This window comes from Pseudomonas sp. EA_15y_Pfl1_P101 (genome assembly GCF_963970835.1).
In the GTDB taxonomy this organism is placed as follows: Bacteria; Pseudomonadota; Gammaproteobacteria; order Pseudomonadales; family Pseudomonadaceae; genus Aquipseudomonas; species Aquipseudomonas tritici.
In genome coordinates this window covers 1-23,053 of sequence record NZ_CAXAPA010000027.1, presented here as the reverse complement: position 1 = coordinate 23,053, position 23,053 = coordinate 1, and the positions used below count along the sequence as shown (strand labels likewise).

General features: G+C 59.4%; 18 protein-coding genes, 2 rRNA genes and 1 pseudogene. 7 read left to right on the top strand and 14 right to left on the bottom strand.

Going from position 1 to position 23,053, the window contains the following annotated elements:
• Nucleotides 1-46: 46 nt before the first annotated feature.
• The 9 genes from AACY36_RS27365 to AACY36_RS27325 form a co-directional block, all read right to left on the bottom strand.
• Nucleotides 47-1,489 carry an efflux transporter outer membrane subunit gene (locus AACY36_RS27365; RefSeq protein WP_339421192.1) on the bottom strand — a complete coding sequence of 481 codons (1,443 nt, stop codon included), beginning with the start codon at nucleotides 1,487-1,489 and terminating at the stop codon, nucleotides 47-49.
• On the bottom strand, nucleotides 1,486-2,376 hold the full coding sequence (locus tag AACY36_RS27360) for an efflux RND transporter periplasmic adaptor subunit (protein WP_339421194.1): 891 nt from the start codon (nucleotides 2,374-2,376) through the stop codon (nucleotides 1,486-1,488). The genes AACY36_RS27365 and AACY36_RS27360 overlap by 4 nt, the downstream gene beginning before the upstream one ends.
• Nucleotides 2,373-2,582 carry a DUF1656 domain-containing protein gene (locus AACY36_RS27355; protein WP_012721577.1) on the bottom strand — a complete coding sequence of 70 codons (210 nt, stop codon included), beginning with the start codon at nucleotides 2,580-2,582 and terminating at the stop codon, nucleotides 2,373-2,375. The genes AACY36_RS27360 and AACY36_RS27355 overlap by 4 nt, the downstream gene beginning before the upstream one ends.
• A complete protein-coding gene (locus tag AACY36_RS27350; RefSeq protein ID WP_339421196.1) occupies nucleotides 2,579-4,657 on the bottom strand; it encodes an FUSC family protein in 2,079 nt (692 codons plus the stop codon). The genes AACY36_RS27355 and AACY36_RS27350 overlap by 4 nt, the downstream gene beginning before the upstream one ends.
• Complete coding sequence (locus AACY36_RS27345) at nucleotides 4,654-5,064, bottom strand: MarR family winged helix-turn-helix transcriptional regulator (protein ID WP_065872815.1); 411 nt, start codon at nucleotides 5,062-5,064, stop codon at nucleotides 4,654-4,656. Before AACY36_RS27345 ends, AACY36_RS27350 begins: the two co-directional genes overlap by 4 nt.
• A gap of 460 nt (nucleotides 5,065-5,524) precedes the next feature.
• The gene (locus AACY36_RS27340; protein ID WP_339428489.1) at nucleotides 5,525-5,791 is read right to left on the bottom strand and encodes a hypothetical protein; all 267 of its coding nucleotides are present in this window, start codon (nucleotides 5,789-5,791) and stop codon (nucleotides 5,525-5,527) included.
• Nucleotides 5,792-6,090: 299 nt separating this feature from the next.
• Nucleotides 6,091-7,584, bottom strand: a complete 1,494-nt coding sequence (locus tag AACY36_RS27335) for a Fic family protein (RefSeq protein WP_339428490.1) — start codon at nucleotides 7,582-7,584, stop codon at nucleotides 6,091-6,093.
• Nucleotides 7,585-7,672: 88 nt separating this feature from the next.
• On the bottom strand, nucleotides 7,673-7,927 hold the full coding sequence (locus tag AACY36_RS27330) for a DUF2789 domain-containing protein (protein WP_339421236.1): 255 nt from the start codon (nucleotides 7,925-7,927) through the stop codon (nucleotides 7,673-7,675).
• A 33-nt stretch (nucleotides 7,928-7,960) separates the two neighbouring features.
• Complete coding sequence (locus AACY36_RS27325) at nucleotides 7,961-9,562, bottom strand: glycosyltransferase family 39 protein (protein ID WP_339497748.1); 1,602 nt, start codon at nucleotides 9,560-9,562, stop codon at nucleotides 7,961-7,963.
• 174 nt (nucleotides 9,563-9,736) lie between these two features.
• On the opposite strand from AACY36_RS27325, the gene AACY36_RS27320 reads away from it, so the two are divergent.
• Together AACY36_RS27320 and AACY36_RS27315 are read left to right on the top strand one after the other, a co-directional pair.
• Complete coding sequence (locus tag AACY36_RS27320) at nucleotides 9,737-11,905, top strand: outer membrane assembly lipoprotein YfiO (protein ID WP_339497747.1); 2,169 nt, start codon at nucleotides 9,737-9,739, stop codon at nucleotides 11,903-11,905.
• The gene (locus tag AACY36_RS27315; protein WP_339421233.1) at nucleotides 11,902-12,606 is read left to right on the top strand and encodes a DUF3142 domain-containing protein; all 705 of its coding nucleotides are present in this window, start codon (nucleotides 11,902-11,904) and stop codon (nucleotides 12,604-12,606) included. Before AACY36_RS27320 ends, AACY36_RS27315 begins: the two co-directional genes overlap by 4 nt.
• Nucleotides 12,607-12,617: 11 nt before the next feature.
• Here AACY36_RS27315 and AACY36_RS27310 read toward each other — a convergent pair whose 3' ends face one another.
• Both AACY36_RS27310 and AACY36_RS27305 read right to left on the bottom strand, forming a co-directional pair.
• Entirely contained in the window at nucleotides 12,618-13,187 is a 570-nt protein-coding gene (locus AACY36_RS27310) for a hypothetical protein (protein WP_339428492.1), read from the bottom strand.
• Between the two features lie 99 nt (nucleotides 13,188-13,286).
• Nucleotides 13,287-13,580, bottom strand: a pseudogene (locus AACY36_RS27305) (TonB-dependent receptor domain-containing protein); the annotation flags it as partial.
• Nucleotides 13,581-13,798: 218 nt separating this feature from the next.
• On the opposite strand from AACY36_RS27305, the gene AACY36_RS27300 reads away from it, so the two are divergent.
• The 5 genes from AACY36_RS27300 (at nucleotide 13,799) to AACY36_RS27280 (ending at nucleotide 20,399) form a co-directional block, all read left to right on the top strand.
• Nucleotides 13,799-14,509, top strand: a complete 711-nt coding sequence (locus tag AACY36_RS27300) for a GntR family transcriptional regulator (RefSeq protein WP_339421229.1) — start codon at nucleotides 13,799-13,801, stop codon at nucleotides 14,507-14,509.
• A 336-nt stretch (nucleotides 14,510-14,845) separates the two neighbouring features.
• The gene (locus AACY36_RS27295; protein WP_339428493.1) at nucleotides 14,846-15,604 is read left to right on the top strand and encodes a DUF3050 domain-containing protein; all 759 of its coding nucleotides are present in this window, start codon (nucleotides 14,846-14,848) and stop codon (nucleotides 15,602-15,604) included.
• Complete coding sequence (locus AACY36_RS27290) at nucleotides 15,601-16,548, top strand: diiron oxygenase (RefSeq protein WP_339421226.1); 948 nt, start codon at nucleotides 15,601-15,603, stop codon at nucleotides 16,546-16,548. The genes AACY36_RS27295 and AACY36_RS27290 overlap by 4 nt, the downstream gene beginning before the upstream one ends.
• On the top strand, nucleotides 16,545-19,922 hold the full coding sequence (locus AACY36_RS27285; protein ID WP_339428494.1) for an amino acid adenylation domain-containing protein: 3,378 nt from the start codon (nucleotides 16,545-16,547) through the stop codon (nucleotides 19,920-19,922). The genes AACY36_RS27290 and AACY36_RS27285 overlap by 4 nt, the downstream gene beginning before the upstream one ends.
• A gap of 18 nt (nucleotides 19,923-19,940) precedes the next feature.
• Entirely contained in the window at nucleotides 19,941-20,399 is a 459-nt protein-coding gene (locus AACY36_RS27280) for an SRPBCC family protein (RefSeq protein WP_339421224.1), read from the top strand.
• A gap of 45 nt (nucleotides 20,400-20,444) precedes the next feature.
• Here the strand turns inward: AACY36_RS27280 and AACY36_RS27275 are convergent, their stop codons facing one another.
• From AACY36_RS27275 to rrf (AACY36_RS27265), 3 genes are all read right to left on the bottom strand, one after another.
• Nucleotides 20,445-22,325, bottom strand: coding sequence for a methyl-accepting chemotaxis protein (locus tag AACY36_RS27275; protein WP_339421222.1), 1,881 nt, complete (start codon nucleotides 22,323-22,325; stop codon nucleotides 20,445-20,447).
• A 394-nt stretch (nucleotides 22,326-22,719) separates the two neighbouring features.
• Nucleotides 22,720-22,835, bottom strand: a 5S ribosomal RNA gene (gene rrf / locus AACY36_RS27270).
• Between the two features lie 109 nt (nucleotides 22,836-22,944).
• Nucleotides 22,945-23,053, bottom strand: a 5S ribosomal RNA gene (gene rrf, locus AACY36_RS27265); the annotation flags it as partial.

The following is a 23,053-nucleotide window of genomic DNA, read 5'->3' as shown; positions in this document are numbered from 1 at the left end:
AGGCGGATCGTCGCGGCGGTCCGCCTGTCAAAGCATAGCTATTCGCTCAGGGTTTGCCGGGTTGTGACGCTTGCGTTCGTCCGCTTTCCCAACCGCCGCCCAGGGCCAGGAACAAATCGATCTGGCTCATGGCAACCTGGGTGTTGGCCGCCGCCAGTTGCGCGCGCACATCGGTGTAGGTGCGGGTGGCTTGCAGGTCGGCCAGGAACGACGCGCGGCCGGCCTGGAAGAAGCGGTGGGTCTGCCCTGCTGCTTCCTTGGCCGATTCGCCGGCTTCGGCCAATGCATCGCGGCGTTGCAGTTGCGCAGTGTACTGCGCCAGGCCGGTCTGGGTTTCGCGGATGGCATTGAGCACCACGCCGTCAAAGTGCGCCAGGGCGCCCTGGGTGGCGGCTTCGGCTTCGTGAACGCGCGCGCGGGCGCCGTTGGTCGGCACTGTCCAACTGATCATGGGGCCAAAGCCCCAACGGTTGGTCGCAGGCTGGCCAAGGTTTTCGAGCAGGCCAACGGTCCCCACCGTGGCGCCAATACTGATATCCGGGTAAAGCGCGCCCGTCGCCACGCCGATCCTCGCGGTGGCGGCGGCCAGTTGACGTTCGGCCTGACGCACATCGGGACGGCGCTTGAGCAACGCCGCGCCATCGCCAACCGGCAGCAATTGGGCGATGTGCGGCAGCTCGGCGCAAGTGCCCGTGCCCGCCGGCAGTTGGTCCACCGGCTTGGCCAACAGCATCGACAGGCGGAACAGCCCGGCCTGGCGCAATGCTTGGTAGCGCGGCATGTCGGCGCGCAAGGATTTGTATTGGGTTTGCGAGCGCGTCACCTGGGTTTCATCGCCACGTCCGGCGTCACGCAGACGCTGGGTGAGCTTAGTGCTTTGGGCCTGCAGGTCGAGGGACTCATTGGCAATCGCCAGCTCTTCGTTCGCGGCGCAGACCTGGGTATAGGAGCGCACGACATCGGCTACCAGGGTGATGCGCGCAATATCAGCAGCCGCCTGGGCCGCATCGGCACTGGCCTGGGCACTTTCGATGCCGCGTTGCAGCGTACCGAACAGATCGAACTGGTAGGACGTGGTGATACCAACGCTGCCAATATTGCCCACCGGGACTTTTTCCGTCAGCAAAAACGCTTCGCCAGACTCTTGCAGACGCTGGGCTTCAGCCTTCGCGCCGAGGCTCCAGCCGCCTGCGGATTCCGCTTGCTGGGTCTGAAAGCGCGCACGCTGCAAGTTCGCAGCCGCCACGCGCAAGTCGGTGTTCGACGCCATCGCCTGGCGCACCAGCTCATCCAGGCGTGGGTCTTTGTACAGTTTCCACCAGTCGGCCGGCACCGGCGCCGACACCACATTGTTGCCCTCCCCAGCGATTTGCCCTTGCAGATCGCCACGGTTGACGGCGGCTTTATCCGGCAGTGCGTAATCCGGGCCCACCACTTGGCAGGCCGACAGCAGCAAACCCAGCGCGGCGCTCGCCAACAGCTGCTTCATGGTTTGTCTCCGTCTTTAACCTTATCGCCGATGATCGAGACAGTCGCCGTACGCCCGGCGATCATGCGGAAGTCCGCTGGCACATCGTCAAACGCAATGCGCACTGGAATCCGCTGGGCCAGGCGCACCCAGCTGAACGCCGGGTTGACGTTGGGCAACAGGTTGGAGCCGCTGCTGCGGTCGCGGTCTTCGATACCGGCGACGATGCTTTGCACATGGCCACGCAGGCGAGCGTTGTCGCCAACCACGCGGATATCCACGCTCATGCCGACATGAATGCCGTCGAGCTTGGTTTCTTCGAAATAGCCATCGATATGGAAGGAATTGCTGTCCACCACCGACAGTACCGGGCGCCCGGCGGTGACGAACTCCTGGGCACGCGGCGCACGGTCGTTGACGTAACCGTCCACGGGGCTGCGGATCACCGAGCGGTCAAGGTTGAGCTGGGCAGAGTCCACCGTCACCTGGGCTTCAGCCAGGGCAGACTGGGCCCGGGCCACGCGCGACTGGCTTTCTTCCAGTTGCTCGCGGGGCACCAGGTTGCCGAGGCCGCGGTTACGCTTGTACTCGCGCTGGGCCTGGGCCAAGGTTTCCTGGCGGTCGGCCACGGCGGCCTGGGCTTGGCGCAGGGCCAGCTTAAAACGGTCCTGATCGACGGCGAACAGCACCTGGCCCTTGGTTACCAACTGGTTGTCGCGCACGTCGACGCGCTGGATCAGCCCGGACACGTCCGGGGCGATCTGCACAATGTCGGCACGGATGTGGCCGTCACGGGTCCAGGGGGCAAACATGTAGTACATGACCATGCGCCACACAACGACGACCGCAAACGTCACGATCAACAGCGTCAGGACGACACGGCCGATGGTCAAAAAAGGTTTTTTCATGTCATCAGGTATCGACTGAGTGAGTCCACCGCGCCCAGCAACAGCGCGTAGAGTCCCACGTTGAACAATGCCCGGTGCCAGACCAGGCGATAGAAGTGGACGCGGGTCAACAACCCGTGCACCACCAGAAACAACACATAAGTAATGCCCATCAGCACCAGCAACGTGGGCAGGAACACCCCGCTGATATCCAGATCACCGATCATAAAGGCGCTCCATCGGGTAGCGGCGCTTGCACCTCGGTGCCGCCAATGAATTCCACGCCCGGCAGCAGGGACAGGCGCAAACCGGCCAGCGCGTGCAGCAGGTGCAGGCGGGTGTCATCTTCGTCTTGCAAACCCTGGCCGTTGAGGGCGCGACGCGTGCGGTCCAGCGTCATCAGCAGACCGCTGGGCGCCGGCAAGCGTTCACCGGCCTTGAGGCACGCCTTGAAGTAACCGCCCACACCTTCCACCACTTGACTGAGCAGCACCCGTGGCACACCGAGGATGCGCGGTGAGTAAGCCAGCAGGTCGAGCAGGTTCAGCGCCACGCGCAAATCGCGCAAGGCGGTGCCGGTGTCCTGGTTAATCAGGGCCAGGCGCGGCAAGTGTTGCATAAGGCGGTCGAGCATTTGCACAGCCATGTGCCGGTGCTCGGCCAGGGTCGCGGGCTCGGTGAGCGTGACGATGTCGCGCCAGCTGAAACGCGTCAGGCGCTTGGCCGCCAGTTCAGCACCGAACGGCCGCGCAATCAGTGTCCACACGAAGGCAAACAGCAAGCCCACCGGCCCAGCCAGGTTGACGTTGGCGAAGTTGAGGAAGTCCGCGTCATAGGCGCCCTGGATGCTGATAAACGACGAGGTATTCACCAGCGTCAGCAGCATGCCCAGGTAAAATCGCGGCTGTACGGTGAGCGTGCCGATGCAGATAAACGGCACGGCAAACGCCAGCACCAGCATCGGGAAGTCATGCAGGTTGGGCAGCACCAAAAACAGATAGAGGCTGGCGAACAACACCGACATGGCGGTCCAGAAAAAGAACCGGTAGATCTGCGGTGCGGGGTCATCCATCGTTGCAAAGAAGCTGCAGGCGACAGCCGCCAGGATCACTGCGCTGCCGCCGTCGGTCCAACCCAGCAAAATCCACAGCACCGAAGCAACGATGATCGCGGTGACGGTGGAGAACGCCGAGTAGAACATCAGGCCACGGTCGAGGAACGGCGTGAGCCGGCCCAGGCGCCAGTGGCGGTAGACCGCGCGCCAACTGTCCTGGCTTTCACATTGGATGGCGGCTTGCAGGCTACGGCAGTCTTGCCACAGGTCGATCCATTCACCCAAACGGTACAGCGCATTGGAGAACAGCAGCGTGTGGCGATCGTCCAGCGCTTTGCCGTGGGGTTGCAGGGCATCGACCTGATCACGCAGGGCGCGCCAGCTGTCCATCGGCGCGCTGTCCTGGGTGTTTTCCAGCCACTGGCGGGTCGCTTCCAGCAACGGCGTGATTTTATCCAGGAACTCCGGCGCGCGATGCTCGATGGCATACAGCGCATCGTCGAGTGCATCCACCACTGGCAGCAGGTGAATCATGCGCCCGCGCAGCTCTTTGGTATTACGCACCGTCTGCGGCCTTGCGCCTTCGTGGGGCAACTGGCCGATCATCAGTTCGAGGGTGTTGAAAGTGGCGACCATACCGCCGCGCAACGTGCTGATTTCTTCAGGCTCAACGTTGCGGGTCAGAAAGCGCTGGCTATAAACCTGGGCGTCGGCAAACCATTTGGTCACCGAGCCATCGAACACCGGCATGAGACGGCGCGGCCAGAACATCGCGCCCACCACCGCCGCGACTACGATGCCGAGGAAGATTTCTTCGGTACGCGCTTCGGCCACATCCCACACAGCCAGGGGGTTATCCACAACCGGCAAGGCGATCAGCGGCAAGGTGTAGCCGGCGAGCATCAAGGCGTAGTTGTTGGCGGTGCGCAGGTGCATGGACAGAAACAGCAAAGTGCCCGTCCACAAGGCAATCACCACCACCAGCATGTAAGGCGACTGCACGAACATCGGCACGAAAATCACCGCCGCCGCTGCGCCCATGAAGGTGCCGATGGCGCGGTACAGTGCTTTGGAACTGGTAGGGCCGACAAACGGGCTTGAGACGATATACACCGTGGCCATCGCCCAATACGGACGCGGCATCTGCATCAGCATGGCGATATATAACGCGACCATCGACGCCGCGAAGGTACGTACCCCATAGAACCAGTCACGGGCGGGCGGAAAACCGGTAAAAAATCCGTTCAAAGCGTCGCCGCCTCGAAGGCGCGCAACACACGCAGCGCGGCTTCCAGATCGTTGGGGGCGATATCCGCCAGTACGTCCTTACGCAGACGCACCAGTTGCGCCTCCACCGCTTGCACCAGCTCACGGCCGCGCTCGGTGAGGCTCAAGGACTTGGCGCGACGGTCGTGGACGTCTTCTGTGCGGCACACGTAGCCGTCGGTGCACAGCCGGTCGAGCAGGCGCACCAGCGACGGGCTTTCCATGCCCGAGGCCTGGGCCACTTTGACCTGGTGCACGCCATCGCCCAAGCGGCCGATCATCAAGAGCGGCACGGCGCAGGCTTCGGAGATGCCGTAGCTCACCAGCGTGGTCTGGCAGATTTTGCGCCAGTGACGGGCGCCCACCACCATGCTGCTGCTGAGGTTCATCTGGAGTTGTTCGAGGGATTGAGGCACTGGATAGTTCGCATACAGTTAGTTTGCTAACTATCAATATGGTGGATGAGACCATATGCGTCAAGTTTTGAAACAATTTAGTGATGGGTGGTGGGCGGTGTGGGTGGAGAAAGCGTGCCTGAGCGCGGACGAGCCATTTGAATCGCTGCAAACCCCATGTGGGAGCTGGCTTGCCTGCGATGGCGGTGGTCAAGTCGAGGTAGATGTCGACTGACACTCCGCTATCGCAGCATAAGTATCTACACATTTTCACTGTGATAGTGCGTAGCAGCTGTCGAGCCCCAGCGAGGCTGCGTTTGCGGCCTGTCTGACACACCGCTGACGCAGCCTCGCCGGGGCTCGACAGCTGCTACGCCGGGGGATGGCTAAAGATGTGTAGATACCTATGGCTATCGCAGGCAAGCCAGCTCCCACATTTAGATCAGCGTTGGTTTCAGGCTTGCTGTTCGGCTTGCCCGTCCAGTCGGCGCTGGATTTCACTCATCATGTCCAGGCCATCGCGCAACGAGACCAATGCGGCCGTGACCAAATGATGCAGGTTCTGGCTGTCCGCTTTGGCGGTGAGGGTTTCCAACAGCTCTGTGCCAATACGGATGCGACTGCGCGCCGTTTCGTGGAGCAGGTGCGAGGGGGCGAAGATGTTGAAGGCCAGGACCGGAACGCTGGTGAGATTGGTTTGAAACGGTTTGTATTGGTCCATCGATAAAACCTCACAGATAAGGGTTTGAACCACTCGCTCTCGTCGCCAAACAAGAAAAGGTGGCAGCTGTACGCAGGTTGGCGAACCGGTTATCTGTGAAACCCGGCAGATCCGAAGATCTCCCGCGTACAGCCGCCATAGAACCCTGCGCCTTCATCCAAAGATGAGAATGATATGTGTGAGGTCATAATTTTCAATTTCAGCGCGAGGGATCAGGCGTTTCATGCTGTGTCCAGAGGGAGGAATCAGCGCGTGTTAATAGCGGACTCCTCACTCTGCTCACTATCATCCACCTCCGCTTAGTCGGTAGGAAATTTCCCAGCTTCGTACATAGCGCGCTGGGCCTCTTCCTCAATAAACTCAAACACCTCCTCGGGCACGCTGTACTGAAACTGCTTGCGCCGATGCTTGGAAACCTTGCCCTCGTTGTCCAGACACATCATCACCAGCTTCGACAGATCACTACCCCGCACGTCGAAGCGCTGATTCACGGCCTTGATCACCCGGTCATAACGGTCGAGAAATTCTGTCTCTTCGCGCAGCTCCACCTCCAGCGCGCGGCGGGCCATTTGCAGGGTGAATTCGACGCAGCGCGTTGCATCCCAATAGCGGTAAATCGACGGGTGGCCGATAAAATCGAAGGCCATTTTTTCGCCGTCCAGCCAGATGACGTTCCAGAATTCTCGCGTCGCCAGGGAGAACGCCTTGAGTGCCTCCAGATAGGCGTGTTCTTCGTGCTTCATCGCGACGGAGACAGGCAGCAGTAAGCCGTGTTCCAGTGCGCCGTAGTGGCATAGCGTCTGGTGGATCAAGAAGCGGGACAGCCGACCGTTGCCATCCATGAACGGGTGCAGGAATACGAAGCCAAACGCGGTGACGGCCGCAGCTACGAGAGGATCAACCTCGCGCACAGGTTGATTGGCGAACGCCATCAGCTCTTCCATCAGCTCCTGGCACAGCTCAGGAGAGGGCGGTACGTAGCTGACACCCGCCGCGCCGCGCAGGCCATTGTGCAGGTGGTTCTGTTCGTGGCGAAACGCGACGGCTTTGTCGAAGGGGTTGGAAACAGTGCTGTTTTGCAGCTCGACCAGATAATCCTCGGTCAGCAGCCTGCCTTCGTGGGCCTGACGTAACAGCTGGACGAAGCGCCGGGACTTTTCCTCGCTGGGTTGTTCTTTTTCGATGGCGAACGAGTCGCGGGTTTCATGCAGGTAAGCCCACTGGATCGCGCGGTCCATCATTTCGGGAGGTAGGGTGGCCATGAAGGATTTGGCGCGCCCCAAGATATCGACGCTCAGCAGAGTGTCGATTTCTGGCGTACGCTCGACCGTCGCGCAATAAGCCAAAGAGCCCAAACCATTGAAGTCGATGCGCCAACGGGAATTTCGCGTCGACGGGCCCGTCACGTAGCGCTGCGGATCAAACAGTGGAGACACACGACTGTTGATCGGTTTGCTGTAATCCAGCCGTTGAAGGGTCAGCCCCTCCCAGAGGTAGCACACCTTGCGGATGAACACGCCGTTAGGGGCTTTTTCCAGTTCTTGCAGCAGTTGCTCGGCAGTGACGGCTTCCAGCGCCTGAGCCAGGATGCCGAGGTTGATACCTTCATGCTTGAGGGCAAAAAGAATATGGTCGAGCACTGAGTCAGCCGACGGTGCAACAGCGTGAGGTACCGCCAGGCAATCACCGATCGTCGAAATCCGAGTGACAGGCTTAATCATCGCTGCGCGGGCAGGCGCGATGGCTTTTAACCCGAGAGATCGATGGAGATGGGCATAGCCAACCAGAGACATCGCGCAACCTCAGAAAAAGTTCACTTACGCGATTAAAGCCCAGTTTTTTTCAACCCTCATCAGTTTTTTTCAACTTTCAGCGTTTTTTCTAAATTTTTTGCACCTCTCGCCCACCCCGCAACATCAGATTCAACTCATCCACCACCACCGCCCAATCCGCATCCTCTAGAATCTCCTCACGTAAAAACGCTCTCTGGCTATCGGTCCAAAAAAACGCATCCGCCAATTTCAACTCCGGTTTGAGCGGCGAATGAACCGCCACGAACCTCTCAATACTCACCGGGTCATTCTCCAGACCCAGCTGTTTGAACAGTGACGGCAAACTATGCACGGGCGATTCCATGACGGGCTCCTGCGATGAAAGAATTAACCCAGTCTAGCGACAGCCCTCAGGTTGCGCCGACGGTACGTTGCACAACACAAACAACCTAGCCCTGGCGCCGCCGCCATCCTGGCGACTGAGTTCGCGCCAGCCCTCTGGCAGCGGGGCGAAATCATCCGGTGCTTCGTTGCTGCTGATCAGCCACACGCGGCGGGTGTCAGCGGGCAGTGCCGACAGATGGTCGAGATAGATGCGCCCGCCGTCCTGGTCGACCAAGGTACCGAAGCCATACGCGTTCGGCCGAGTGGGCCTGCCGTCGGGTTTGGGCGGTGTGTAGAGCTGCAATTGGGCGTCGGTCTGGTCGTAATACACGTAGCTGAGGTACCACATCATGTCGCTGAGGACGATGCGGTCGTCTTGCTGGTAGTTGCGGTTGACGAATGCCACCGGCACGTTGAACTGGTCGTGCTCATCCACGGCAAAGTTGTTCTTCAACCCCACCAGTTCGACGCCGACAAATAGCACAAACAGCGCCACCCCCAGCAGTGAAAACCGCGACGGCAGGCGGTCGATAGCCATCGCCACAAGAATCGGCAAGCCCAAGGCGTATACCGTCAGGTAGCGCTCGATAAACACTGGGGATACAAATGACACGCCGTAGACCAGCAGCAGTGGCAACAGGAAAAACAGCGCCAGCAGGCTGGCCGGTCGATAGCGTTCGCGATCTTGCCAAGCGGTGATCACAACAGTCACCAGCAGCAGCGGAAACAGCCAGAACAACGGCGACCAGAAGCCAACGCCTTCATCCTGGAGCACGAATTGCCAGATCATCGAAGGCAGGGAGAACAGGCTGACCGGTTCTTCCCAGCCTATGTCGCCGCCCACCTTGAGCTGTTCGACGTGTTGCACCAAGTCCAGCAGGTTCGGCAGCCAAGGCAGGTACAACAGCACAATCGCGGCGTTAGCCACCCACCATGCCGGGCGTGTGATCAGGCGCTGGTCTCGCGGCGCCGTACCCCAAAGCACACCCAGATAGGCCCAATGCACAAGCACGCACAGCGCCGTGAAGTAATGGGTGTAGAAACCAGCACTCATCAACACGGCATAGGCCGCCAGATAACGCGTGCGCTCGGGTTGACGCACCCAATAGACCAGCGCCAGCGTGGCGCCCAGCAACCACACGCCCAGTAGCGAATACATGCGTACTTCCTGGCTGTAGCGCACCGCCGTGGGTAATAGCGCCAGCAGAATGCCCGCCAGCACTGCCGCACGCCGGGTGGACAATTGCTGCGTCAGCCAGACGCCCAGGCCCACGGCGACTACACCGGGGACGGCGCTCATGCTGCGAATCGACCAGATGCTGTCGCCGAACAGCTCAATCCAGCCGCGCAGCAGAAAAAAATACAGCGGCGGGTGCACATCGTGCGCCGCGTGGAACCACAGGTCGGCCGCGGCGTATTCGCTGAGCAACAGGCTGGAGCCTTCGTCGCCCCAGATCGCCGCCGCCGTCAGGTTGTAAAAACGCAGGGCCATGGCCAGCGCCAGAATCGGTACCCACCAGAGTCGGCTGAACCAACCGGCACCGTCCCAAGAGAGGCGGTTGAGTGCGGGTAACGTCCCGACCTTTTCGTTTTGCTCTACCACAGACCGACGCACCTAGATTTCCCTGCCCTTGATTGCCTAACTGCAAACATCGCCACTCTAGGACAAAAGCCCCTGATTCGCTTCTATGACCCGACAAATCGGCAATTTGTGCAGGGCTTCTCCGAAGCGACCGTAGGAACACGCTATTATCGCCCTCCTCCAAGGACTCAGGATCAAGGACACGTCATGCGCATCGGTTTTCTGTCACCCCTGGCACTGGCACTGCTCGCGGGTATGACCCTACAGGCCCAGGCCAGCTCCGACGACTCGTGCTACCCCGATTGGCGGGTCTCGCGTGACAGTATCGACGCGTGCAGCAACCAACCCTTCCTCAACTCGGGCAACGACAGCCGCGTCAACCTGCGCCTGCTGCTGGCGGACAAAAAGGCTGCGCCCCTGGCGCCCAATGCCTTGAGCGAAGACGACCTGGCCCAGGGCTTTGGCCCGGTGCCTTTCCCGGTCTATCGACTGGCGCCTTTGCGCAGCACAAACGAAGAACCCGACAACAAGCCGGACGACTCGCGCACCGCCGAACTCGATACGCTGCTTCAGCCTCTGGGCATCAAGCGCGACGAGTATAAAACCGCCGGTGAAGCGTTCCTCAATGGCGAGGGCAGCCGCTGCCGCAGCAACGACGATGACAGTGCCACCGCATTTATCAGCCAGGTGATCAAGGCTGACATGCCGGCGGCCGAGCGCGAGGTGCTGGTGAAGGCGCGTTTGCAGGTGCTCACCGCCTGCTCCTGGGACGGCCAAGTGGTGGACGCTCAGCAGATCCAGTCCGCCGACGGCCAACTGTTTCGCACTTACCTGCAGGCCGCCGCCGACTTCTACAGCGGTCGTTTCAGTGACGCTGAACGCGGTTTTGCCGCTGCCAGCAGCAGCAATGTGCCTTGGCTGCAGGAAACCGCGCTGTACATGACCGCCCGCACTGCTTTGAACCAGGCCCAGGCTGAAGCCTTCGACGAATACGGCATGCCGCGTCTTAAGCTTGTGGATAAGTCCGCCCTGAGCGATGCCGAAGAAGGATTCCTCACCTACCTGAAAACTTATCCACAGGGCGATTACGTGGCCTCCGCCCGTGGCCTTTTGCGCCGCGTGTATTGGCTGGCGGGTGACAACACCAAGCTCGCCGAGGCCTACGCCTGGGCGATGACTCAGGCGACTGATGCGCAGCGCAATGTGTCGGTGGACGAACTGGTGGAGGAGGTCGACCTCAAGCTATTGATGGTTAATAGCCAGACCGTCACCACGCCGATGATCCAGCTTGTCAGCGACCTGATGCTGATGCGCGGCGGCCACCAGCGCGCCCTTTCCCGCGCCGATTTGGAGAAGCAAAAAGCCGCATTCGCCAGCGCGCCGCAGCTGTACGACTACTTGCTGGCCGTGTGTGCGTTGTACATCGAGCATCAGCCGGACGCCGCCTTGAAACAGTTGCCCCAGAGCGTGCCGTCGAGCCTGAATTACTTCGCCTTCAGCCAACAGACCCTGCGCGCCCTGGCCCTGGAAGCCAAGCAAGACTGGAAAGGCGCCGAAGCACTATGGTTGCAACTGCTGCCCCTGGCGAAAATGCCGCTGCAACGCGACCAGCTTGAGCTGGCGTTGGCGATGAACTACGAGCGCAGCGGCCAGTTGGCCAAAGTGTTCGCCGCCGATTCGCCGATCAGCGCCAAGCAGGTGCGCTACATTCTGCTGCGCAACGTTGCAGGCCCTGAGCTGTTGCGCCAGCAGATCGCCCAGGCCAGCGACCCGCTGGAACGCCAGACCGCGCAATTCGTGCTGCTCTACAAAGACCTGCTGCGCGGCCAGTACGCGACATTCGCCGAGGACCTCAAGCAACTGCCGGTCGCGGCCCCTGAAGATAAGCTGGGTACCAGCTTGGGCTACGTCTACAGCGCCAGCCAGACCTTGAAGCTGTTCCAGTGGAATGGCGATAAAGCCGAATCCGGCTACGCCTGCCCAACCATCACGCAAACCGCCGCTATCCTGCAAAACGACGCGAAACATCCACAGGGCCTGAACTGCCTGGGTGAATTCATCCTGCGTAACGGCCTGGACGGTATGCCATTGGAGCAGGCGCGCGCCGCCGGCAGCCTGGGCAGCACCGCATCGGACTTCAAGGGTGAAACCTTCTCGCGCCTGGACGGCTACAAACAGGTGATCGGCAATGCCAAGGCGCCGAAGAATGACAGGGCCTACGCGCTGTTTCGCGCCATCAACTGCTACGGGCCGTCCGGCTACAACAGTTGCGGCGGGCAGGACGTTGAACCTGCCGTGCGCAAAGCCTGGTTCCGCCAGCTCAAAAGCAGCTTCGGTGACACCCAGTGGGGCAAGTCGCTGCAGTACTACTGGTGAAACACCTGTGGCTAGGCTTGCTGTTACTGGCAAGCCCGGCCTTCGGCGCCGTCGACGCCCGCGACTATGACGCCTTTTGGCTGTGGAGCGGCGTCACCCCTCAACCGGTGCTCAAGCAGGCCAAAACCCTGTACATCCTTCAGGGCCAGATCAACTCCACCCGCCGCACGCCAGGGCGCGGCGTGCAGATGATCGCCCAGGGCATCAGCGTGCCGCGCATCACCCAGGGTGAAATCTGGATCGTCTACCGCGCCCACACCCTGCATTGGCCCGAACCGGTCTACCGCCAACTGCTCGGCCAAGTGCAACGCTGGCGCGACGCCGGCAACCCGGTCGTCGGCATCCAGATCGACTTCGACGCCCGCACCCAATACCTGCACGAATACGCCGACTTCCTGCGCGAGCTGCGCCAACGCCTGCCGGCCGACCTGCGCTTGAGCATCACTGGCCTGATGGATTGGAGCAGCAACGCCGACCCGGCCGCCATCGCGCAACTCAAAGGCGTGGTGGATGAAGTGGTCGTGCAGACCTATCAAGGGCGCCACAGCATTCCGGACTACGCGGCGTATCTGCCACGGATAAATCGACTGGGACTGCCGTTCAAGATCGGGCTGATTCAAGGCGGGACGTGGGAGGAACCTGGGTATTTGCAAGGGAGTGAGTGGTTTCGGGGGTATGTGGTTTTTTTGCAGAACCCTTGAAACGCTCCCCCTCAACCGGCGCCCCACACCACGCCTGTCACAACCCACCCCCCTCCCAGCAGCCCAACCACTATTCCAATCCAATTGGCGCTCGTGAGATGCGTATTTCCCGCCCCGTCGGGGTCCTGCTCCAAATGATTAATCGCATCTTGCAACTGCAACGCCAGCGCGACCTGCAACATTGCGATGCAGGCAACTACAGCGAGTGCGGCGAACGGTGAGAGCAGCCACAACACCGTGAAGGGCAAACACCCGCACAGAAAAATCGTCACCGCCAGGCAACGTGACCACCAGTGGTAGGCAGATTCGCCCTGCTCCAGTTCACGCATCACGCTGAGGATCAGCGAACAGAAATAGCACGCCGGAAATAGCACCCGAACCCAGGTCCATAACCTCTTGCCGGTGGCCCGCTGATAAAACGTCCATTGTCGGTAGAGCCAGTAGACGAAGTAGCCGCCCAGCGTCAGCAGCATCATGACGAGGAATTTGCGCGGGGCCACGACCAGAAACATCGGTTCACGAACCGGCATCCAGCTCAGGCTTGAGCGCGGTGTGGCATAGGGATTTTCGGCGATGGTCATGGGCAGTATCTCGCGAGGGTTGCCAGCCGAAAGCTAACGCTCGCAAGACGTTCAAGGTTCACACCCCACTCAATCAGGAGGCCTCCTACAACCGATTACCTACCAGTCGTAGGTCAGGCTCGACACCACTGCGCGCCTTTCCCCGTAGTAGCAATCCAGATTAGTGGTGCACTTAGATACGTAGGTTTTGTTAGTGAGGTTCTGCACGTTCATCGCCAGTTTCACGCCTTTGAGTTTAAGCGGCGAACGGCTCAGGTCGTAGCTCAGGCTGGCGTCGTAGACGCTGTAGGATGGCACGTTGAAGGCGCCTTCGTAGTAGTCGCCCAGGCTTTGGCGCGCGTAGCGTACGCCCAGGCCTGCGCCGAGACCGGCCAACGGGGTGTCGCGAATGACCAGCGCTTAGCTGCCTGTACTGCAATTTCCCGATCGATAGCAGGCGAGTTGAACCTGGGTGCGTAAGACCCGATAGAGGCTGGCTGTGGGTGCTCAGAGCGTTATGTTGAAGCGCTTACAAGCCGAAACTGTGCGCGTTTGACAAGCCTATGGTCAGTCTCTAGTGTGCATTGGATCCAATTAGCCATGCCCATTCTAATAAGGAGCATAAGGTAACCGTGACGCAGAAGCCGACCCCTTTGAACAGCATCAAGATCAGCGGAACGATCCCCGCCCATCTCGCTCGCTCCGTGATTGAAGAAACCTTGCGCAATGCCATCTTGGACGGTCGGTTGCCCTGCGGTACCGCCATGCGCCAACAGGAATTGGCCAGCCTGTTCGGGGTTAGCCGCATGCCGGTGCGCGAAGCTTTGCGCCAGCTGGAAGCCCAGTCACTGCTGCATGTGGTGACCCACAAGGGCGCTGTCGTCGCGCCGTTGATCGAGGATAACTCGGCCGAAACCTATGAACTGCGAATGTTGCTGGAGTCTGAAGCGCTGCGCTCGTCCATCCCTTTGCTCACTGAAACCGATATCGCTGAGGCGGACGCCATCATCGTCGCTTTGGAGCAGGAAAAAGACTACACCGAGATTGGTCGCCTCAATCGGCTGTTTCACATGGCCCTGTATAGCAAGGCCCCGAACCAGCGGCTGCTCAAGTTGGTCGAGCACGGTTTGAACGAGGAGGAGCGTTTCCTGCGTTACAACCTTGAGGCCATGGGGCTGGGCCAGACGTCCCAGGAAGATCACCGCGAACTGCTGAGCCTGGTAGCACAGAAAAAAACCGAAGAAAGCATCCTGACGCTGCGCAATCACTTGATGCGAGGCATGGAGGTAATCACGGCATACCTCAATGGCCTGGATGCCGGCGACAAAAAAGGCACGCAATAGGGCTTTCAGCTTTCCTGTCTCGATCTTGCAGTGTTGCGGGGTTCCCTAACTAACGGTTAGTACCCCGCTCCGACGAAACTTCCCACCTTCAATAAAGGTACTAACTTACAGCCAATATTATTTAGAAAAACTTCTAACACATTTGTATGCTCGCCAAGTTGTTCAACCCGCTTATCATCTTTTATTACTAAACCAGACACTTCATTCGACGCGGCAGTCGCCTCATCAGAAGCGCCCTGCACGCGTAAGGCTGGCCCATACCTATTCACTTCTTGCCAACCACAAGAACTCATCGCTGTTTTTCACAGCAGACGCAACAACTTATAGGCACCAACCATGCATCAACCGTTACTTGAAACAGCAAAATTGCAGTTATGCAGCCATTCGTTATTTTCAGAAATAACTTCCCTGCGAAAGTTACAACTTTTTATGGAAAGCCACATATTTGCTGTCTGGGATTTCATGACCCTCGCCAAACGTCTGCAACGGGACCTGACCTGCATGCGTCTGCCCTGGCTGCCACCTGCCGACCCGCAAGCAGCGCGCCTGATCAATGAGGTCCTGCTGAGTGAGGAGTCAGACGAGCATCCCGAGCAAGGCTATTGCAGCCACTTCGAACTCTATCTGGAGGCCATGGCCGAAGTGGGCGCCAGCACCTCGCCGATCAAACGCTTTGTTGCGCTGCAACGCCAAGGCATGGAAGCGACTGCCGCCTTGCGTGAGGTCGAAATTTTTCCCGGCGTGGCCCGCTTCGTCAGCGACACATTGCATCTCGCGTTGAACGCGCCTACCCATTGTGTAGCGGCAACGTTCCTGCACGGTCGCGAGCATGTCATCCCGACGATATTCGAGCGCATCCTGCAATCTGATGAGCTTATCCATCGCCACGCGCCGACACTGTGCGCTTACCTCAAGCGTCACATCGAATTGGACGCCCAGGATCATGGCCCAGCAGCAGAGCAGTTGCTCCAACGCCTGGTCAGTGCAGACCCGACGTACCCGCAACAGGCCAACAATGCCGCCCTCGCGGCCGTGCAAAGCCGTATCGCATTCTGGGATGAGGTTCAGGCTTCTCTGCGGGAGGTGCACCCATGAGCGCAGCCGACTACCACGCCATTGCCGACGACTGGGAGCGCCGCGCAACCATCCGCACACGTCCTCGCCGTTTGCTGGAAGACGATGACAAGCTGATCTACCCGGTGTGCCGCCAGCCTTTGGTGCTCTGTTCAACCTTTCTCGAACACTGCCCGCAATGGCGCGATTTCGTGCTGGTGCAAAGCTTCTACAAATTCATCAACGACGTGGTGATTTTCGAGACTGAGATCGTCGACAAGACTGCGCGCAGCATTGCCAAGAATCGCTTCTCGGTGCCCTTCCCGCTTGCCTGCCGCGTAGATGCGATGACCGTTGTCGTGGACGAGGACTATCACGCACTGGTTGCGTTGGATTTCCTCCAGCAAACCGTTGCCATGACCGGCATACAACCGTTGGAGCCACCGGAGGAAATTGAATTGAACCGTGCGTTGCCTGCGGCCCAGGCCAAGGCGCCAGCCCACCTGCGCGATGCAATAGCACTGATTGGCGTGGCCATTGCCGAAAACACCGTGACCCACGATGTGGCGGCGTTCGCCAAGGACACCAGTGTTAAAGCGTCGATCCGTGGCTTGATGGCCGATCACCTGTTTGATGAGGGCCGCCACGCGCAATTCTGGACACGGCTCGTACGCCTGTATTGGCACACGGCGAGCGCGGAAGACCGCGACAGCATCGCTCAGGTGCTGCCGATATTCTTGGCTCAGTACCTGACGAACGACCTGCAAAAAAACTTCGACCTGCACTTGATCGAACACGTCGACACCAGCGAAAGCCTGCGCAACGCATTGCGCGATGAAGTGACGGCACTGGCCTTCCCGATCACCCGTCGGCACCCGCTGATGGACAACATTCTGGGTTTCCTGCAACACAGCGGTTTGCTGCAAACGCCGAGTGTGGCGCAAGCGCTGGACAATTACTTGCCAGTGCCGGGGAGGCTGACATGAGGCGCCTGACCATCGGGTTTGCTGGCACCAGCAGCGTCTTGGCCTCCCTCAGGCAAGCGCTGGAGCAGTATGGGCATGCCATGAGTGATGAAGGCATCGACTTGTTGATCGATGACGGCAGTCAGTCGCTGCGGGCCTCAGCAGATCGACTCCCAGTGTTCAGCCTGCGCCTGGGTGTTGGCCCGGTAACCGAATACGGGCTACCCGCGCTGCAACTGCGCGCCTATGGGCCCAACCGGCGATTGTCGGCTGTGCTTGGCATCACCGAAGAACCCAGTGGCAACGGCCAACGGCTGCGCCAGCGGGTGACCCATGCATTGGTGGAGTGGGTCGCGCTGCACGTGAGTGGATTCTCGCGGGACACTGGATATTTCTCTGTGCACGCGGCCGCCAATGAATGGCCCGAGCAAGGCTTGGACGCGCTTGACGCGCTGGCATTTGTCCATCGGCTCAACCGCACAGAAGACCCTGTTGTCATGCGGGAAGCCCAGGTACCCGTGATCGAACAGTTGCAGGCCAGCCTTCGCACCTTCGCCGATCGGCCGGCGCTGAACATCGCCGGCAACACAGTGATCTATCGTCAATTGCAGCTTCACGCCTTGGCGATACAGCAGCAACTACAGCCGTTGCTGGAGATTGGGCAGGCGCCAACGGTGGTCGGCGTGTGCCTGGAAAAATCCATCGAGTTGTACGCCAGCATTCTTGCGGTGATGGGCTGCGCAGCCGTGTATCTACCGCTGGGTCCGGACCACCCGGTTCAGCGCCATCAGGTCATGCTTGAGAGCACGCAAGCTCGGGTATTGCTTGACGCCGGTCAGCACCCCTTGCGAGGACGCTTCACTGCACTGGATGTCAGCAAGGTCGACCCGCGGAGCGCCGACGTCATGCGTCCGTTGATGCAGACTCGCCCGCCCGCCGACGGTCCTTGCATGACGCTCTTTACATCAGGCACCACGGGTCAACCCAAGGGTGTGCTGCTCAGCCAGACTAACCTGGCGCATTTCACGGCCTGGTTCAGGTCCTGTATGAGCCTGGATGAGCTGAGCCGCGTCCTGCCATTTTCGCCTTTGAGCGTTGACGCTTCGCTGATCGATATTTTCCCCACCTTGATAGCAGGGGCCGAGTTGATTGTCCCCAGCGCAGAGCAACGACAAGACCCTCAGCAACTGCTGGATCTGCTCCACCGGCAGCGCGTCACCCACGCCTTCCTGCCGCCTGCGCTGCTGAGCATTCTGCCACTCGATCAACCGCTGGGCCTGACGCACCTGCTCACCGGCGGCGATGTGTGCGAGCCCCATGTAATCGAACGCCTCGCGGGGCAGTGCCAATTTCACAACCTCTATGGGCCCACGGAGGCCACGGTGCTGGTCACCCATCGCACGCTGCTCCCCGGTGATAGCAACCGCAACGTCGGAAGCCCCATCGCCAACAGCCAGGTGCTGATCCTTGACGAGAACCTGCAGCCGGTAGATGAACAGGTCATGGGCGAGGTATATATCATCGGCCCCGGAGTGAGCCTGGGGTATGTGAACGCGCGGCAACAGCTTGCCAGCCCTTTCGTGGAGCTGGCGGTGCCTGGGGGCCAATCGCTGAGGGCTTACCGCAGCGGCGATCTGGCACAGTGGACCGCCGACGGGATTGTGCTGGGGGGGCGCCGTGATGATCAGGTGAAAATCCGCGGCTTTCGGGTCGAGCCCCAAGAGATAGAGCAGTGCTTGCGTAACAGCCGGCTGTATCGCCAGGTCGCAGTGGTGATTGACCATGACCGCAGGATCCGTAGCTTCGTCGCTCAACCCGAACCGGGGGCCACCGTGGCGGCCCTGCAGCAACACGCGCGACAGTGGCTGCCGGATTACATGCACCCCGGTTTCTGGAGCCTGTTGCCGCACATGCCATGTTCCAGCAACGGCAAAGTCGACCGGGCAGCCTTGCTCGCATTACCGGCTCAATCCGTTTCGCAGACTGCCAGCAATGCGGCGCACACCCCACTTCAGATTCGATTGACCCGCTTATGGATCGAACTGCTGGCGTTGCCCATGGATGAATTGTCTATTGATGAGAGTTTCTTTGAACTCGGCGGCCATTCGATTTTGCTGTCGACCCTCTTACTGCGTTTTCGCGAACAATTCGGCCGCAGCTTCTCGTTGAGCCGCTTCATTGAGGCGCCGACTATTCGTACCCTCGCAACGTGGGTGGAGGACGGGGAACGACCCGATGCGCCCTCTAGCCAGGCGGTTCACGACGCACAACAGGAGTGGTCACTCGACATATTGTCCGAGGACCGCGCAGGCGACCCGCACAAAGTGATCGTAACAGGGGCCAACAGCTTTGTTGGTGCCCATATCGTCGAGGCGTTGCTGGCCGATCATGCAACCCAGGTGGCATGCCTGGTGCGTGAAGAGCCGGGGCATTCGGCGATGATGCGGTTTACCCAAGCGTTGCGCGAGTACCGCCTGGAGCATCTGGACCTGAGCCGGGTGCAGGTATTCGCCGCCGATATCAGCCTGCCTCGATTGGGGTTGGCCAACGACGCTTACGACACGCTCACCCGGGACTTCGGTGTGCTGGTGCACAACGCGGCACGGGTCAACCACGTGATGGACTACGCATCACTGGCCAGGGACAACGTTGACCCCATCTTCGAATGCCTGCGCCTGTGTGAGACGCACTGCAAGAAGGTCTTCAACTTTATCTCGACGCTGTCGGCCTCAAGCAGCATGGACACCCAGGGCTATGTCCTCGAGGCACCCGCCGCGACCACGCTGCCGCTGTACATCCAGAATGGCTACAACCTGTCCAAATGGGTCGCCGAGCGGCAACTGAGACGTGCGGTGGAGCACGGAGCCTGGGTGAATATCCATCGCCCCGGCAATATCAGCTTCCATAGCCGCACGGGGGTCTGCCAGCCGCAGAAAAATCGGCTGATGCTGATGCTCAAGGGCTCACTTCAACTTGGCCTGGTACCGCGGCTGGCGTTGAACTTCGACCTGATGCCGGTGGATTTCCTGGCTCGTTTCATTGCATTCCACTGCACCCGCTTTCAAGCCAATCGCAGTGTGTTCAACCTGCACAACCCACAACCTTTGAGCTGGGCGCGTTACCTGGATGCTTTCAGCCGAGCGGGTCACCGGTTCAGGCGGGTGAGCATTGCACATTGGCAAGAGGAGATACGAACGGTCAGCCACGAGAACGCACTGTTTGGCGTGCTTGGTTTTTATCTCGAGCGCCTCGACGAAGACATCGGAGACACCTCAATGATCCGCCACGACAATGCGCGGCAGGGCGTCCAGCAGATGGGGGCACACTACCCCGAAAAAGATTCGGCGCTGTTGAGCAAAGGCTGCAACTACCTCAAGGCCATTGGCTTTCTTTGAACGCCTCAGGACAACCTCATGAAACCACTGCAACCCGATACGTTAATTCGCAACCCGGACGGCCAGCCAATAGTCGCGTCGGTCGTGGTCGACTGCCATGCCTCCCGCCTGTGGAACATGGTGGGGAATTTTTCAGGCTTCGATGTGTTCATTCCTGACCTGACGCATATCGAAATGACAGCCACAGGTGTGGGCGCCTTGCGTACAAAATTTTTCCGCGATGGTAACTGTGTGGTGGAGCAGCTCAATAGCCGGGACGAGCAGGCCATGCATATGACCTGGACCACAATCTATAACACCCTGGGCGTGGCCAGGTTATGGGCGGCGATCCGCGTTGAAGCACTAGGAGCGGAGTGTTCCAGGGTGACATGGACGATTATTGCAGAGCCCATGGATGAGGCAAACGCAGGGTTTGAACAGTTTGTGCAGGACTTCGCCAACCGCGCCCTGGACAATGTCCGTCGGTTGCTTGGCTGAACGGCAGAAGCGAGGCCACTCGCCCCTGCCCGATCAATCAGCGGGTCAGATCTTGAAACTATCGACCAGTTGTTTCAATCGATTGGCCTGCTGCGACAGCGCATCGCAATCCTTCAGGGTTTCATTGAGATTGGCCACGCCCTGTTGGTTCAGCAGGTTGATCTGGTTGATGTCCACGTTGAGCGTTTCCACCACGGCTGTCTGCTCTTCGGTGGCGGCGGCGACGGACTGGTTCATGCCGTCGATCTCGACGATCTGCTGCGTCACGCTGACCAGCCGCTCACCCGCCTGGTTGGCGACCTCGACGCTTTCTTCACTGGAGGCCTGGCTGGCATTCATAGTGGTAACCGCTTCACGCGAGCCCACTTGCAGCGAGGTGATCATTTTGTGAATCTCTTCGGCCGACTCCTGGGTGCGGTGAGCCAGGTTGCGCACCTCGTCAGCGACCACCGCAAAACCTCGACCGGCCTCACCGGCACGTGCCGCTTCAATGGCGGCGTTGAGTGCGAGCAGGTTGGTTTGCTGAGAAATACCCTTGATCACATCAAGGATGTGACCAATGTTGTCAGTACTGGCGTTCAGGGTTTCGATCTGCGTGCAGGACAGGCTGATCTTCTGCGACAGCGCCGACATTGCGAGGATAGTTTGCTCCACCACTTTGCGCCCATCATCGGCCTGCTCACTGGCTCCGCTGGCGTGCTGCGAGGCATCGGCGGCGTTACGCGCGATTTCCTGAGTGGCGGCGCCCAGTTCGTTGATCGCAGCGGCCACGCTGTTGGTGCGTGCGCTTTGCTCGTCAGAACCGATGATAGAGGCATTGGACGAGGCCATTACACGCTGGGACAAGTCGTGCACCTGGCGCGTTGCTGAAGACACTTCCGAAATCGATGCGTGGATGCGTTCTACGAATTGATTGAACGCGCTGCCGACTTCGCCGAACTCGTCCTTGCTGGTGACAGCAAGGCGACGGGTCAGGTCACCTTCGCCCTGCGCAATGTCCTGCATCGCCACACCCATGGTGGTAAGAGGCCGCAGCAGTACTTGGATGAGCACACTCAGGAGCACGGCAATCGCAACCACGGCGATCAACATGGCAATCAGCGCGGAAGTACGGAACTTGCCCAATGCTGCGTAGGCTTTGTCTTTATCAATCGACAGACCGATATACCAATCTGCGCCGGGCAAACCGCTGATGGGGGTAAATGACAGGATGCGGTCCTGGCCGTTGAGAACGACCTCCTGACTGACCTTCTCGATGCGTAACTGAGTGCCGGGGTAGATGTCCTTGAGGTTTTTCATCACCTGCCCTTGATCAGGACTGACGATGACCTGGCCGTCGCCGCTCACTAGGAACGCATGGCCGATGCCGCCGAAGTCTACCGAGTTGATGATTTTTTCCAAGGTCTGCAGGCTCAGGTCACCGCCGACTACGCCGAGCAATTCACCGTCCTTTTTCACCGGCATCGCGATGGTCACGATCTGCCCACCCACTGCGGCCATATACGGTGGTGTAAGCATGGGCTTGTCCGCAGCCACTGCCTGTTTGTACCAAGGGCGCTGACGGGGGTCGTAGCCGTCGGGCATTTTCGCGTCCGGGCGTTGCGTAAACACGCCGTTGGTTTGGCCAACATAGGTGAACTGGAAGTTTGAGGTGAAGGCCGGTTGATCGACCAGACCAGGGAGGTCGGCAGAACCACCTTGATGGGCGACGTTTTGCGTGAGGCTTTCGAGCACCAATATTCGCCCACTAAGCCAGTTCTGCACACTGCTGGCGGTGAGTTCACCGGACTGCGCGATGGACGACTCTAGGTTCTGCTTGATGGTACTGCGCTGCAGGTAGTCGTTGTAGAGAGTAAATAACGCGAAGGCCAGAACCACAACGCCTGACGCGGCCAACAGAATTTTATGACTGAACTTGAGATTCATTTCATCGACTTCTTTTGCCAAAGGGGAGTTAGCGTGCCGAGTGGACATTCCATGTAACGTTATAGGCGGAGTCTTGGACCGCTCTATCTCGGTGCACGCATGGCTTGTCAGGCTTTCGGCCAAGCCGAGGCAAAACTTAGGGAAATGTAAGATGGATCGCCATTTTTCGCAGGAAACCGACCGATGGTTGTCGTACGAGGATTGGATAACGAACGCTTTGAGCGCTTAGGCACCTTGGTCTAGGTCCTGCGATAGAAAATGAAACCAACCAATAATGCAGCGAACTGCGGGCTGGATGCCCGGATGATCAATCAGGTCTGACAGCAATACAGAATTGCTGATCTAAACGACAAAACCCCTGTCTGCGTTAGCAGACAGGGGTTTCGGAATTCAATCTTGACGATGACCTACTCTCACATGGGGAAACCCCACACTACCATCGGCGATGCATCGTTTCACTGCTGAGTTCGGGATGGGATCAGGTGGTTCCAATGCTCTATGGTCGTCAAGAAATTCTGTGTACCGGTTCGCTGCATTCGCAACGTGCCGATGAAATTCATGAACTTCTACAAAAACAAAACCCCTGTTTGCGTTAGCAAAAAGGGGTTTCGGAATTTAATCTTGACGATGACCTACTCTCACATGGGGAAACCCCACACTACCATCGGCGATGCATCGTTTCACTACTGAGTTCGGGATGGGATCAGGTGGTTCCAATGCTCTATGGT

What these genes read in the sequence shown, in the direction of transcription:
- AACY36_RS27365 (WP_339421192.1), bottom strand. Translation starts at nt 1,489, where the DNA reads ATGAAGCAGCTGTTGGCGAGCGCCGCGCTGGGTTTGCTGCTGTCGGCC.
- AACY36_RS27360 (WP_339421194.1), bottom strand. Translation starts at nt 2,376, where the DNA reads ATGAAAAAACCTTTTTTGACCATCGGCCGTGTCGTCCTGACGCTGTTG.
- AACY36_RS27355 (WP_012721577.1), bottom strand. Translation starts at nt 2,582, where the DNA reads ATGATCGGTGATCTGGATATCAGCGGGGTGTTCCTGCCCACGTTGCTG.
- AACY36_RS27345 (WP_065872815.1), bottom strand. Translation starts at nt 5,064, where the DNA reads ATGAACCTCAGCAGCAGCATGGTGGTGGGCGCCCGTCACTGGCGCAAA.
- AACY36_RS27340 (WP_339428489.1), bottom strand. Translation starts at nt 5,791, where the DNA reads ATGGACCAATACAAACCGTTTCAAACCAATCTCACCAGCGTTCCGGTC.
- AACY36_RS27335 (WP_339428490.1), bottom strand. Translation starts at nt 7,584, where the DNA reads ATGTCTCTGGTTGGCTATGCCCATCTCCATCGATCTCTCGGGTTAAAA.
- AACY36_RS27330 (WP_339421236.1), bottom strand. Translation starts at nt 7,927, where the DNA reads ATGGAATCGCCCGTGCATAGTTTGCCGTCACTGTTCAAACAGCTGGGT.
- AACY36_RS27320 (WP_339497747.1), top strand. Translation starts at nt 9,737, where the DNA reads ATGCGCATCGGTTTTCTGTCACCCCTGGCACTGGCACTGCTCGCGGGT.
- AACY36_RS27310 (WP_339428492.1), bottom strand. Translation starts at nt 13,187, where the DNA reads ATGACCATCGCCGAAAATCCCTATGCCACACCGCGCTCAAGCCTGAGC.
- AACY36_RS27295 (WP_339428493.1), top strand. Translation starts at nt 14,846, where the DNA reads ATGCATCAACCGTTACTTGAAACAGCAAAATTGCAGTTATGCAGCCAT.
- AACY36_RS27290 (WP_339421226.1), top strand. Translation starts at nt 15,601, where the DNA reads ATGAGCGCAGCCGACTACCACGCCATTGCCGACGACTGGGAGCGCCGC.
- AACY36_RS27285 (WP_339428494.1), top strand. Translation starts at nt 16,545, where the DNA reads ATGAGGCGCCTGACCATCGGGTTTGCTGGCACCAGCAGCGTCTTGGCC.
- AACY36_RS27280 (WP_339421224.1), top strand. Translation starts at nt 19,941, where the DNA reads ATGAAACCACTGCAACCCGATACGTTAATTCGCAACCCGGACGGCCAG.
- AACY36_RS27275 (WP_339421222.1), bottom strand. Translation starts at nt 22,325, where the DNA reads ATGAATCTCAAGTTCAGTCATAAAATTCTGTTGGCCGCGTCAGGCGTT.